Source organism: Caenibius tardaugens NBRC 16725 (genome assembly GCF_003860345.1).
Lineage (GTDB): Bacteria > Pseudomonadota > Alphaproteobacteria > Sphingomonadales > Sphingomonadaceae > Caenibius > Caenibius tardaugens.
Map to the genome: position 1 here is coordinate 3,826,241 of NZ_CP034179.1, position 13,378 is coordinate 3,839,618.

At 59.0% G+C, this 13,378-nt stretch carries 12 protein-coding genes; 6 read left to right on the forward strand and 6 right to left on the reverse strand.

Annotation, left to right across the window (positions count from 1 at the left end):
• Nucleotides 1-141: 141 nt before the first annotated feature.
• Entirely contained in the window at nt 142-828 is a 687-nt protein-coding gene (locus tag EGO55_RS18055) for an OmpW/AlkL family protein (protein WP_021690732.1), read from the forward strand.
• Between the two features lie 216 nt (nt 829-1,044).
• Nucleotides 1,045-1,893: an alpha/beta fold hydrolase gene (locus EGO55_RS18060; protein ID WP_021690731.1), complete on the forward strand. Its 849-nt coding sequence runs from the start codon at nt 1,045-1,047 to the stop codon at nt 1,891-1,893.
• Here EGO55_RS18060 and EGO55_RS18065 read toward each other — a convergent pair.
• Nucleotides 1,890-2,687, reverse strand: coding sequence for an SDR family NAD(P)-dependent oxidoreductase (locus EGO55_RS18065; RefSeq protein ID WP_021690730.1), 798 nt, complete (start codon nt 2,685-2,687; stop codon nt 1,890-1,892). The two genes, EGO55_RS18060 and EGO55_RS18065, sit on opposite strands and share 4 nt — an antisense overlap.
• 200 nt (nt 2,688-2,887) lie before the next feature.
• Here EGO55_RS18065 and EGO55_RS18070 point away from each other — a divergent pair, with 200 nt between their 5' ends.
• Nucleotides 2,888-3,781 (forward strand): SMP-30/gluconolactonase/LRE family protein, encoded by an 894-nt coding sequence (locus tag EGO55_RS18070; protein ID WP_021690729.1) that lies wholly within the window; start codon nt 2,888-2,890, stop codon nt 3,779-3,781.
• Nucleotides 3,782-3,808: 27 nt separating this feature from the next.
• Here the strand turns inward: EGO55_RS18070 and EGO55_RS18075 are convergent, their stop codons facing one another.
• The 3 genes from EGO55_RS18075 to EGO55_RS18085 form a co-directional block, all read right to left on the reverse strand.
• Nucleotides 3,809-5,284, reverse strand: coding sequence for a class I adenylate-forming enzyme family protein (locus tag EGO55_RS18075; RefSeq protein ID WP_021690728.1), 1,476 nt, complete (start codon nt 5,282-5,284; stop codon nt 3,809-3,811).
• Nucleotides 5,285-5,286: 2 nt separating this feature from the next.
• Entirely contained in the window at nt 5,287-6,474 is a 1,188-nt protein-coding gene (locus EGO55_RS18080; protein ID WP_021690727.1) for an amidohydrolase family protein, read from the reverse strand.
• 122 nt (nt 6,475-6,596) lie between these two features.
• A complete protein-coding gene (locus tag EGO55_RS18085; protein ID WP_021690726.1) occupies nt 6,597-8,687 on the reverse strand; it encodes an acyl-CoA dehydrogenase family protein in 2,091 nt (696 codons plus the stop codon).
• A 153-nt stretch (nt 8,688-8,840) separates the two neighbouring features.
• On the opposite strand from EGO55_RS18085, the gene EGO55_RS18090 reads away from it, so the two are divergent.
• Genes EGO55_RS18090 through EGO55_RS18100 form a run of 3 tightly spaced genes read left to right on the forward strand, consistent with a single transcriptional unit; the run spans nt 8,841 to nt 11,593 of the window.
• Entirely contained in the window at nt 8,841-9,656 is an 816-nt protein-coding gene (locus EGO55_RS18090; protein WP_021690725.1) for an enoyl-CoA hydratase, read from the forward strand.
• The gene (locus tag EGO55_RS18095) at nt 9,653-10,441 is read left to right on the forward strand and encodes an enoyl-CoA hydratase-related protein (RefSeq protein WP_021690724.1); all 789 of its coding nucleotides are present in this window, start codon (nt 9,653-9,655) and stop codon (nt 10,439-10,441) included. Before EGO55_RS18090 ends, EGO55_RS18095 begins: the two co-directional genes overlap by 4 nt.
• A gap of 21 nt (nt 10,442-10,462) precedes the next feature.
• Complete coding sequence (locus EGO55_RS18100) at nt 10,463-11,593, forward strand: NAD-dependent epimerase/dehydratase family protein (RefSeq protein WP_021690723.1); 1,131 nt, start codon at nt 10,463-10,465, stop codon at nt 11,591-11,593.
• A gap of 12 nt (nt 11,594-11,605) precedes the next feature.
• On the opposite strand, the gene EGO55_RS18105 is transcribed toward EGO55_RS18100, so the two are convergent.
• Nucleotides 11,606-12,391, reverse strand: a complete 786-nt coding sequence (locus tag EGO55_RS18105; protein WP_021690722.1) for an SDR family oxidoreductase — start codon at nt 12,389-12,391, stop codon at nt 11,606-11,608.
• Entirely contained in the window at nt 12,391-13,182 is a 792-nt protein-coding gene (locus tag EGO55_RS18110) for a hypothetical protein (RefSeq protein WP_021690721.1), read from the reverse strand. Before EGO55_RS18110 ends, EGO55_RS18105 begins: the two co-directional genes overlap by 1 nt.
• Nucleotides 13,183-13,378: the final 196 nt, after the last annotated feature.

The window sequence follows — 13,378 nt, forward strand, 5'->3', positions numbered from 1 at the left end:
GATGGTGCGCTGCAAAAATTTAATAACGCTTATATTTTTGCGAAGTATCAATGTTTCACACGCTGGCACGAGCGAGATGGCGGCGCGTCGCAAGTCATTATGAGCCACACAGGGTGGCCGTTGCGACGTGAGGGAATACCAATGCGTAAACTGGCCGCCACTGCAGTACTTGCCGCTGCCGTCGCCTTCACCGCCCCGGCCCATGCCGCCAACCCCGATGGGAAAATCCAGATCAAGGTGCTGGGATCGGCTGTTCTGCCGGACGGCAAACTCGACAAGGTGAAGTTTGCTACACCGGGTATCGCCGCCGCGCTGCCCGTTGATGCGGCCACCAAGGCGAACGACAATTTCGTGCCTACGGTTGCAATCGAATATTTTGTAACGCCCAGTGTTTCGTTGGAAACGATCTGCTGTGTCACGCAGCATGACGTGGATGGCAAGAAAGGCCTTGCGGGCGCTGAACTGATTTCCAATGCGAAGATTATTCCGGCGACACTGACTCTCAAATACCATTTCAATACTGGCGGAATTAAACCTTACGTGGGTGCCGGGCCGACGCTGTTTATCTTTGTTGACGAAAAATCCGGTGCAACGGCGCGCGCACTCGGTGCGGAGCGTAACAAGTTGCAGGATTCTCTCGGTCTGGCGCTTCAGGCCGGTGTTGATATTCCCCTTAATAACAAGGGAATGTCGCTCAGTCTGGATGCCAAGCGTTACTTCCTGAAAGTGGACTCCAAATGGTACGATACCACTGGCGCGAAAGTTCTGGAAACCCGGAACAAGCTTGATCCGTGGGTGCTCAGCGCAGGCCTCGCCTGGCGTTTCTGAACTACGGTTGCCTGTGGGTGACCTAGGGGAAGGCCGGTGCACGGTGGAGCGTGCACCGGCCTTTCTGGCGTCTGCCTTTGTCATTGTCCGGAACCTTCCGTAAGGGCGGAAGGGGGCGCTTTGCGGTCCGGCTTTCAATAAGTGGCTTTAGGCTCTGACAAGTCAGGGATTAGTGGTGCAGAAATAATGCGGTTCGGGCCAACTTCGCACAGTTTCATGTCGCAGCGTTCGCGGCTGCACTATGTCGATTGGGGCAATCCCGATGCGCCGCTGCTGATCCTGATGCACGGGAACAAGGATCATTGCCGAAGCTGGGACTGGGTTGCGGAACGCCTTTGCCGCGATTGGCATGTCGTTGCGCCTGACCTGCGAGGACACGGCGATAGCGACTGGTCGGCGGAAGGCCGTTACGATTTTTCCAGCAACGTTTACGATCTGGCGCAGTTGGTGTTCGAACTGGGCGGGCAGCAGGCCGTGATCATGGCCCATTCGATGGGATCGCATATCGCCTTGCGATACGCGGGCATCTTTCCCCACAATGTCGCGAAGCTCATCGCAGTGGAGGCTGTTGGGGCACCTCGGGAAATGGAAGCCGAATTCAAGAAGCTATCCCCGGCGATGCGCTATCACAACTGGATCGCAGCGCGCCGCAATGCTGTCAGCAAGCCGCCCCGGATTTATGCTTCTGTTGAGGACGCCCAGCGCAGGATGCAGTCTGAAAATAGCTGGCTGACCGATAATCAGGCCCGGCATCTGACCATCCATGGCATTCGGCGCACTGAAGATGGCGGGTATTGCTGGAAATTCGATAATTGTCTCGGGCTCTGGCCAGCCGTCGATCATACATCGGAGGAAGTGTTCGCGTTCTGGCGTAATATCATCTGCCCGACCCTGCTGGTCTATGGCACGGCCAGTTGGCAGACCGATATGGCCAGCCAACTGGAAGATCATATTTCCGATGTGTGCCGGATCGATATCGAAGGGGCGGGGCATTGGCCCCAACACGACAATTTCGACCGTTTTATGCAGGAAGTGGAAGGGTTTCTGCGGACGGGACCGGTCTAAAGCGACTTTTTCACTTCGAAAATACGTGGGTCAAAGATGTTCGAAGCCATCCACCCGCCGTCGACCATGATCGTATGGCCGGTGACATAGCTGGACAGACCAGATGCAAGAAACAGCGCTGCACCGGCAATTTCATTGGTCGTGCCAGGGCGGCCGAGCGGGATCACGCTCTGTTCCACCATGGCGAGCGATTGCGGTGTTTCAGGCAGACGCGGCGTGGTGATAACACCGGGGGCAACCGAATTGACGCGGATGCCATTGCGGCCCCATTCGGCGGCCATGCTTTTGACCAGATGCACAAGGCCAGCTTTGGCGGCGCCATAGGCGGCATGCATGGGCGCGCCCACGACGCCATCGATGGAACTGATGCAAACGATCGAGCCTTGCACATCCCGTGCGATCATCGATTGCGCCACGGCGCGGGCCGTGACGAAGAAATAGCGCAAATTGCGTGCCTGCTCGGAATCCCATTCGTCCAGCGTGACATCGATCAGGGGCTTGAACAGAGCCTGCCCAACAATGGTGACGAGAATATCAAGGCCGCCGAGTTTCGCTTCCGCTTCCGTCACGGCACGCCGTACCGATTCTTCGTCCAGAATATCCGCGACTATGGGAATGGCCCGCCGGCCGAGCTTTTCGACCTCGCCCGCAACCAGTTCGGCGCGATCCTGCTGATTGTCCAATACGGCAATGTCGCAGCCCGCCTGCGCCAGATGGAGCGCAGTCGCCTCGCCCATTCCGCGGCCGCCGCCAACGATCAGGGCCTTTTTTCCGTCCAGTCCGAAAAGTGACATAACGATCTTCTCCCGTTTCCCGCTGTCGGGAAATCCTTGTCTGCTCGCCATAGTGCAACCGCTTCAATCTTTGACTGCCCGTTGAAGATTTTCCATCAATGCGGAGGACAAAGGGCAAGGCTTGCGGCAAGGTGCCAAATTCCTGCCTTGTTGCAAGCAATACAGGCGCCAGAAAACAGGTGCCGGAAGAGGATGTGATTATGGTCGATGTCAGCATTTGTGTGAATTGTGCGAACACATTGGGGGAAGGGCCCCTGTGGGATGTCACGGAACAGCGCTTGTACTGGATCGACAGCATGGCGCCGCAGATCTGGCGCTGCGCGGTGGATGGTTCCGATGTGCGGACATGGGAATTGCCATCGATGATCGGTTCCATGGCTCTGCGGGAAAAGGGCGGCGCAGTTCTGGCGTTGGCGAATGGCTTTCATTTCTTTGATTTTGAAAGTGGCGCACTGGAATTGATTGCCCATCCTGACGAGGGAACACGGCATGTCCGGTTGAACGACGGCAAAGTCGACAGCCGCGGGCGCTTCCTCGCCGGGACGCTGGACATGGACAGTATCGAGTCCGAGAAACCGATTGCCCGCAGGGGCGTGCTGTATCGCCTCGACACGGATCTCAGTGTGCATCCTTTGGAGCAGAATATCTCGGTCACCAACGGGCCATGCTGGAGCCTGGACAACCGCACGTTTTATCTGACTGAATCGAGCGATGATATCATTTACGCCTACGACTGGGATGAGGATTCCGGCACTCTGGCTAACAGGCGTGAATTTGTGCGCGCGGCACCGCAGTCTATCCCCGATGGGGCAACGGTCGACGCTGAAGGGTTCATGTGGAGTACGGCCAACGGCGCCTTTACAGGGTACGGAGAATTGCGGCGTTATGCTCCTGATGGCTCACTTGACCGGGTTGTTCCGATGCCGTCTCACAAACCCACCAGCGTGATGTTTGGCGGCCCCGATCTCGATATTGCCTTCGTCACGACGATGCGGATTCCCGGAACCGCCGAAGAAACCCCTTATGATGGCACACTCCTCGCGGTTCGGGGGCTCGGCGTGCGAGGGGTGCCTGAACGGCGGTTCGCCGGATAACGGCCAGAGGCCGCTATCCGGTGCCGATCAGTCGACCTGCTCGGCGAACAGGCGCTTCACATCGTTAAGGGCGACCTTGAGCGAAGGCGTGCGCGGCAAGGCATCGACAATGCGCAATTCCGCGGGCACGTGGGTTGGCGGCAATTTTGTGCGCAGATGATCGAGCAGGGTCTGCGCGCTGACTGCCGGCGCGCTGTGGAGCAATTCGACTGCGGCTACCGGAACTTCGCCAAGACGGGGATCAGGAATTCCGATGACGGAGGCATCCGCGACGGAGGGGTGGCTGCGCAGGACGTCGATCACGCGTTCGGGCAGAATCTTGAAGCCTCCGCGCACAATCGCGCCATCGTAACGCCCCCGGTGGAAGATATATCCATCCTCGTCGATCATCACGAGATCGGTCGTGCGTACCCAGTCGGGCCGCACTGCCGGACAATGAACTTCCATCAGCCCTTCGGTACCCGGAGGCAAGGTTTCACCTGTTTCCGGATCGACCGCTCTGATGTCCACACCGGGCATGGGTAAGCCCGCACTTCCGCGCTTGGAATTGCCCATTTGCGCCCGCATATCGGGCGTCCAGCGGACAATCGTTCCGCAAAATTCGGTCGCGCCCATACCCCATAGAATGGGAATGCCATAGCGTAGTTCGAACCGTTCCTGCAGGTCGGGATCGAGATAGGCAGAGCCGCCCGATACGCTTTTCACGCTGGTCATGTCTTCTGGCGATGCATGCGCGTCGAGCAACATGCTGATCGCCGTGGGGTTAAGCCCCAGCGTAGGCGGGCGATGGCGGCGGATCGACTCGATCAGTTCGTTGACCGAAAACCGATCGAACAGGACAAGCGGGGTGCCGTTGACGGCGCTTGCCGTCAGCAGGCAAACGCCACCCACGCCGCCCAGGGGCCAGATGTTGATCTGTACGTCGGGAATCTTGCCGGATTCACCGCCCGGTGCGCTGGATACGGCACGTTCCAGCAAATGAAGCGGCATGGCGATGCGCTTTGGCGGGCCCGTCGTGCCGCTGGAGAGAACTTCGATACCGCCTTCTCCCTTGCCGATCTCGCAATCAGCCTTGCAGGTTTCGAGCCCGGCAACGGCTGCAGGGGCGATGTCGAAGGCGTTAAGCTGAATTCCTGCGCTGCCAGTTTGGGCCACGGCGTCGCGAAAATTGGGCCAATCTTCCACGTCGGCGACAATGGCCCCCGCGTGCAGCGATCCGATTGCATCTGCCAGCGCATCCGCTGGCAGGAAGGGGTAAACGAAGCTAATCGAACGGCGTTGGGCAAGCAGACCCACCACGGCGGCCGCGTGGGCAACCCGGTTGCGGATGATAACGCCAATACGCGCATCCGGCGGGCAGCCCGTGGCGTCGATGGCCGCGACCAGTGCTTCACCATAGCGGGCTACGTCACCCCAGGTGACCCATTTACCCTGATATTCAATGCCACGCTGATCGTGGCGGGAGGCCAGATTGTCCCGCAGCCTGTCGACGACATCACCCACATTCAGTCTCGCTTGCCTTCGAGCAGGCCCTTGAGATTGCTGGACATGATCTGCTCCTTCTGTGCCATGGTGAAGGACGTCAGTTCCTGCAGGAAGTCAAGCGGGTGCTCGGTGCCTTCGGGGTGGGGGTAGTCGCTGCCGAACAGGATGCGGTTGGTTTGCATATGCTGGCCGACCACGTCCCAGTTATCTTCGACAAAAGGTGTTACGAAGATGTTCCGGTGGAATGTTTCGACCGGATCGGAACGGAACTTCTGCGGCATCTGCCCATAGACATGTTCCAGCGTTTCGATGAGGGAACCGACCCATTTTGCACCATTTTCGACGCTGACGATGCGCAAATCGGGGAAGCGATCGAACAGGCCGTCGCAAATCAACGCAGCGATGGTGTCGGAAATAGCCCGTTCGATGATCCGCAGGCAGTTCACCAGCGGATTGGATTCGAACGGCAGCCATTCGGCGCCCCCCGTCCACATGTTGATCAGGTGATCGTAGTCGGAATTGGAAGCATGGATCGACACGAAGATTTTTGCCTCGTTGATCCGCGCCCAGAAGGCGTCGAAATCCTTCAATCCGGGTGAGCGTCCGCCGCGATAGCCCGGCACAGGGGATGGGCGCAGGTTGACGGTGCGCGCGCCCTGCGCCAGCAACCAGTCGAGTTCAGCGGTGGCCCGATCCATATCGGCCAGATTGATGACCGGAACGGCAAAGATCCGATCCTTGTAGGCAAATCCCCATTCCTCGGAGACCCACATGTTGAGGGCGTGCAGCGCATCGTGCAGCAGTTCGTGATTGTAGGCGAGGCCATGCTCGATCACGGAAAAGAGCGTGGGAAACATCACGGCGGCATGAACCTGATGTTCGTCGAGAACGGCAATCCGATCACGGCCATAACGCCATGCACTGGGCGGGGTGACCGGCTTGCCGGTCAGTTCGCGCATTGAGAGGCCTTCGGTGTTCTCAGCCTTGTAATATTTGACGTGACTACCGGGCGCGGCAACACGATCGAACGTCGGGTTCGGAATGTAATCGGATATGCGATTGTTGATCGCAAGGCGTTTGCGCCCGTTCACTTCAACAAATTTGAAGTCATTGGCCCATTTTTTCGGAAGATGACGAAATATCGCATCTTCCGGTTCGTAGAAATGGTTGTCGGCATCATAGACGGGAAACGGTAGGGCGGTAGTCATAGCGCTCTCACTTGGTGAAACGGCTCCGGCATGGTGTCCTTTCCACTGCCTGGGCCTTTTGCGTCAACGGCACCTCGAGGCATTCCGGCTACGCGGAAGGCCTATCGCTGGTTTCGATTATATCAGCTCGCACGCGGCAAATTGAGTGCGAATTGCGCGATGATGCCGCGATGTACCTCGCTGGTGCCGCCATAGATCGTCTGGCTGATCGACTGGCGGTGGCGATCCTCGATTTCTGCAAGTGCCGGGGTAAGGTGGTGGAGCGCGTCGGGGGCTGCCAGAGCGACCATGTCCGCGGCATCGTGCATGTAGATTTCGGTGGCGAACAGCTTGGCCATTGGCCCGATGGCGCGGTTTCTCTTGCCCACCGATCCCGCCCAGGTGGCGCGCCTGCACAAAAGATCGGCGATTTCCAGATGGGTTGCCACACGTGCGATTGCCGATTTGGTCGCGGGATCGTCAATCGGGCGGTGGCCGGGGCGATCTTCTGCATCGGCCCATGCGATGACGGCTTCCATCAGGCTGTGATGATTGATGTGGTACCCTTCGCCGCCATGTTCGATTTCCATTGCCGCTGCCATGACAGCGAGGCCGCCGTCGATCTCTCCGAGGCGATAACGATCGGGCACACGAACCTGATCGTAGAAGGTGATATTGGTGCGTTCATCCTGCAAGGTATGCACGGGCTGGATGGAAATGCCCGGCAAATGCATCGGAACAAAGAAGATGGTCAGCCCGCGATGCTTGGGTTTGTCGGGGTTTGTGCGCGCGATCAGCAGGACGTAGTCCGATATATGTGCGCCGGTGGTGAACATCTTTTGGCCGGTGATCACCCAGTCATCCCCGTCCCGCGCGGCACGCGTGCGGGCGGCATACATATCCGAACCGGATTCGGGTTCCGTAAAGCCGAGGCAGGAAAGCGTGCTGCCATCGGCAATGCCGGGGAGGACTTCCTGCTGAAGCGCGGGTGAGCCGAACTTCATGACCATTTGTGCGCCCATGTTGGTGCAGCCGATAGGCACGCGGGTCCAGCGGTACTGTTCGAAGACACGCCCCAGTGCCGTGACCGCCATGGCCGACACTTCGCGGCCACCCCATTTTTGGGGCCAGTCAGGATAGGCAAAACCGGCGGCGGCCAGCTTGCGGTGAAAGGCCGGATCATGCCCTTCGGTGGAATGATGGGCTTTCGCACGCAGTTCGGGCGTCATTTCCTTCTCGAAGAACCGGCGGACTTCTTCGCCAAAAGCCTCCGCATCCGCACCGAAGCCGGTTACGATCCCGGGATCGCCCGCAGTGGGGAGGGTAACAGTCTCTCCAGCCCAGAGCCGGTTGCCCGCGACAAGCAGCAAATCGTCGGGATTTCCGCCAGCCAGTGCCAGACGGTTGATCACCTGAAAATAGAGATGGATGTCGTATTCCAGCGACAGGCCATATCCTCCAAATGTGCGCAAGCTGCGGGTCGCGGCAATGCGCGCCGATTTCGCGGCCCACCATTGCGCCATGGCCACCAGTGCCCCGGCATTGGCCTTGCCATCCGCGATCGCGCAGATCGCATGCCACAAAAGGAGACGCGCGCCTTCCGCATCGGTAATCGATTCCGCCAGAGGGAAGGCGATGCCCTGAAACGTGCCGATCGGGCGATCGAACTGTGTCCGTTCGCAGGCATAGGCAGACGCAAGCGTAATGGCCTGTGTCATGGCGCCGATAAGGCTCGCGGTGCGCAGGATTGCGCATTCCACTTGCGCGGCTTCAAATTGGGCGGGGATATCATGGCCATCGCCGACAACCTTGCGCGTTCCGTCCGGTCCGGTGGCTGTCAGCTGTGTTCCCGATAGTGCGAGCAGCGTTGCGCCGGCCTGCGGGAAAAATGCAAGTGGGGTGTCGGAGATGGCGGCAAGCATCGCACGCGCAGCATCCGTGTCGATCTGTGCCAGAAGACGATACCCTGCCATGGAATCAGCGAGGGGGATCGGGGCAACTACCCGTCCGGCGGCTTCGCAGATCAGCGCCGCGTCAAGCAGGCCAACATCTGATCCACCAGCCTGTTCAGCCATGCGCATGGTGACAAATCCGATGTCGACCGTCTCGCGCCAGAGAGGCAATGCGATGGAAGGCCCCGCTTCGCGTGCTGCTTCCATTGTGGATTTCGCTTTGAAGAAGCGGTCAGCCGTTTCCGCCATCAGCGTTTGCTGTTCGTTCAGATCGAGATTCATTCGGCGGCTCCGGTTGGTTGTGTTCCTGGCATCCGCATTCAGGGCGTGAATTGTCAATTTGGCGAAAGCTGGATTCCGCCAATACGGAAGTATCCTCCAAACTGGTGCGAGGGGCGCAACATGGATACACCTTTGCCAAGAGGAGAATGTCCCGTGGCAGATTATATACTTTATTCGGTAGCGGATCGCGTGGCGACAATCACGCTGAACCGTGCCGATCGGCGTAATGCACAAAATCAGCAGCTTCTCGAAGAACTGGATGAAGCCTTCACCCGTGCTGCCGAAGATGAAGCCGTGCGCGTGATCGTGTTGCGCGCCGAAGGTCCACACTTTTCCGCAGGGCACGATCTCAGCCCTGAAGAAATCGCCAAAGGGGCATTCCGTCGGATTGAGGAAACCATTCCTGAGCGCGGGCTGCTCGGTATTCATGAATGGGAAGCCAAATATTATCTGGGGCTTTCCAAGAAGTGGCGTGACATTCCCAAGCCGACCATCGCTGCGGTGCAAGGCGCCTGTATCGCGGGTGGGCTGCTGCTGGCGTGGCCCTGCGATATCATTATCGCTGCCGATAATGCGCGCTTTTCCGATCCCGTCGTGATGATGGGTATCGGTGGAGTTGAATATCACGGGCACACCTGGGAACTGGGCCCGCGCAAGGCAAAGGAAATGCTGTTCACAGCCAAGCCGATCGATGCCGTCGAAGCGGAGCGGCGGGGCATGGTCAATCGTGTGGTGCCTCTCGCCGATCTCGATACGGAAGCGCGCGCAATGGCTGTTGAGATTGCCCGGATGCACCCACACGCACTGGCCATGGCGAAGCGGGCAGTGAACCAGACCATGGATATCATGGGGCAGAGCGCCGCACTGCAAAGCTGTTTCGATATTCACCAGTTGGGCCATGCATCCGCCTATGGGCAGACTGGCCAGTGGATCGTGGCGGGCATGGAAACCGTGAAGGGCAAGGCGTGACACTGCTTGTCGAAAAGGTTGCGGGCGTTGCCATCGTAACGCTTAACCGCCCGGACCGCCTCAATGCCCTGACTATGGGTATGCTGGATGAACTTATGGCCAGCTTGCAGGGGTTGGCCAGCGATGCGCGGGTGCGCGCTGTCTTGCTGAAGGGCGCAGGGCGGGGTTTTTGTGCCGGCTATGACTTGTCCGGGGGCGAGGATGAGCGTGAACCGCACGATCCTCTTCCGGAAGAAGCGGCCGCGCATATGATGGTGCATTCGCAGATACCGACCTTGTTGCGCCGTATGCCCAAGCCGACGATTGCCGCCATTCGTGGCCCGGCTGCGGGAAGCGGCCTGTTGCTGGCGGCGGCCTGCGATTTGCGGATTGCGTCCGTGACGGCGCGTTTCAAGCTGGCATTTGCATCCGCAGGCCGCTGCGGAGATCCCGGCGGAAGTTTTCTGCTTACGCGCCTGCTTGGTTCGGCCAAGGCGCGAGAGCTTTACCTGCTCGACGACAAGTTTGATGCCAACGCCGCGCTGGCGATGGGGCTGGTGAACCGGGTGGTGGATGACGAGGCGCTGGACGATGAATCCGTGGTGTTGGCGGAACGGCTGGCGAAGGGCCCAACGGCTGCATTCGCGGCGATGAAACGTAATTTAAACAACGCGGAAACTAGCGCATTTGAAGAGACCATGGCACTTGAGGCTTTGGCTAATGCGCAACTCAGCCTGTCGCACGATGGCAAAGAGGCGGCACTGGCCTTTATGGAAAAACGCGCCCCACAGTTCCGGGGATACTGACGCGGATGAGGAGAACGAAGCATGTCCCTGAACAACCCTCGTAAGACAGTTCTGATCGCGGGGGCATCTGGGGCAGTGGGCAGTGCGGCCATGGCGCATTTTGCCCGCCTGTCGGATTGGGACGTGATCGGCATATCCCGGCATCCCCCGATACGGCCAGTGGGCCATGCGAAACATGTGGCTCTGGACCTGCTTGATCGTGATCGTTGCGCCGCGGCAGTGGCGATGTTGGGGAATGTCACCCATGTGGTTTTCGCGGCCCTGAATGAGCGTGAGGATGACGTGATCGCGGGGTGGAGCGATCCCGCGCAAATGACGAAAAATGCCCAAATGCTGGAGAACCTTTGCGATCCCTTGTTCGAAGCTGCCCCGAGCCTGCGGCATATTTCTCTCGTTCATGGGCCTAAGGCATATGGGGTCCATCTGCCCGGCCTGAATCTGCCTGTTCCACTTACTGAGACGCTGCCACGCGCCCCAGGCGATAACTTCTATTACTGGCAGGAAGACTATCTTCTGCAAAAGAAGCGCGAAGGCGCCGGACAAAGCGACTGGGGGATCACGCTTCTTCGGCCATCGGGTATCATCGGGGCCACTGTTGGGGGGCACCTCAGCCCGTTTCTGGTTCTGACCGTTTTTGCGTCGCTCTGCCGTGAGGCAGGCCTTCCCATGCCCCTACCGGCAGGGCGCGGCGATGTTCTGGATTTCACCGATTCCGATCTTGTGGCCGAAGCGCTGGCATGGGCGGCGGAAGCGCCAGAAGCGCGGGATCAGGCGTTTAATCTCTGCAATGGCGATGTCTTCTCCATCCGCGATGCTTTCCCGCTCGTGGCAGAAACACTTGGGGTCGCGGTGGGGGAAACGCGTGTCTATGATATCGCGGATGAATTGAGCGCGCTTGCCCATTTGTGGCCGGACATGGTGAAAAAGTACGGGCTGGCTGTCCCCGATCTGGATACGTTGCTGGGATGTTCGCCGCAGGTCGCGCGGGTATGGACCGCCCCCGTGCCTCCCGGAGAGGAATTGCGCTGGAATCTATGCAGCACAATCAAAATCCGGAAGGCAGGGTTTGCGGGCTGTGTGGATACCGCAGATATGTTCCGCAGCTATTGCTACCGCTATCAGGAGCTTGGCATGATCCCCCGGTTGCGCTGACGCTGCTTTCGTTCAACCTGCCATGAACATGCCGCCGTTAACGTCGAGAAGAACACCGGTACATGCACTGGCAAGGCCGGACAGGAGAAAAATGACTGCACCGGCGCATTCATCATCCGTGGGAATGCGGCGCAGGGGGATTGTATCCATCAATTCGCGTTCAAGCACGTCGGGAGAAATGCCGCGTGCAGCAGCCCGGGCGGCGAAACCTTGCTTCAACGGTTCCCCTGCCATCCACCCCATCAGTGCACCATTCACACGGATGCCATCCGGGCCCAGTTCCCGCGCGAGTTGGCGGGTCGCCATATTAAGCGCGGCTTTCGACAGGTTATAGCCACCCGATCCTTCGGTGCCGATGCGTGAGCCGATGGTGCTCACATTGACGATCGATCCCCGGCTGGCTTTCAAATGCGGTAGCGCCGCCTGCGCGAGTTTCAGGCTGCCAAAACAGGCAACGTCCATCGCCTCACGCCAACGGCCAAGGTCAGCTTCTTCAAAACGGGATGTTTCGAAACGGAAGGCGCTGTTGACCAAACCATCGATGCGGCCGAACCTAGCCACGCTTTCGGTTATCAGGTGGTCGCAATCGGCAGCCTTGCTGACGTCCGTTGGCACGGCGTGCGCTTGCTCGCCGTTGCGAACAATCTCTTCCGCAACACTGGCGATGAAATCGCCGGATCGTGCGCCGAGAACCAGTCTGGCGCCTTGTTCGGCACATTGGAGAGCGAGTTTACGGCCCAGGCCTGGGCCAACCCCGCTGATGACAATGACCTGGTCTGCCAGCATGCCCGTGCCCATCACAATTCCTCCATATAGGTGTCGGTGCCCGGCACGGTTGCCACAAATGGTGATGCGAAACGCACGCGCCCGAGGCCCGCCTGTTCAATCCGTTCTCCGATATCGGCATAACGGCTGGTCCAGACATCGGCAGGATTCTCGATGGAGAAGCTCACCAACGTGACATGGTCACCGCTTGAGTCAGGCACATCGGCCGGACTCCGTTCGTCCAACGGCAATGGCGAGGAGAGGAGCGCGACGTCCCCCGGACACGGAAGCGCGCTGAAAAACGCACGGGCGTCAGCAGCGCTTTTTCCAGGTGCGAGATCGATAATGAAAGCTGCAACACCGGCATAGGGCCGATCGAGCGCCAGTTCGATGGGTGTCGTGCTGGCAGGGGCGTTGTACTCCTGCTCGTACTGGTAAAGCCCTGTGTGGACGTGATCACGCTCCTTGAACATACGCCCTTCGGCATGAAGCTTGTTTACCTGTATGACCGCCCAGTTGTCCCAATCGGCGTGGTGTCCATCCAGTATCCAGTAAAGCGCCAGAAAGCTCCCCTTGATCAGGTCTGCATCGCTCCCATAACGCAGGGCCTTGCACGCGCGGGTAGCGACATAGCGGGCACCTGCCAGCGTATATTCCCCGATCATGCAACCGCTGTAGAAATGATCCCGTTCGTACCAGCGGTTGTAGGCCACTTCGAAGCCCTTGCGCGCTTCTACAATGGTAAACAGAAGTGTGCCGAGGCGGATTTCCCGCTTGTCCCGGGCCAGATCGGGCCGACTGTAGTGTGTTTCATTGCTTTCCATGCGCCTGCTCCCGGCATTGTCAGAGGAAGGTGTCATCCTGATCTCTGATATGCGAATGCGCTGGTTGGAACGTCAAAGGTGATAGGGTGTCTTCCGGCTTTCCGGAAGCGATGGCGCAGATGTTTCGCGCCAAGAGACAAGACGGCAAAGCATATCCGGAAATACAACGCATACGTTTCGGACAAGGATGCGAACG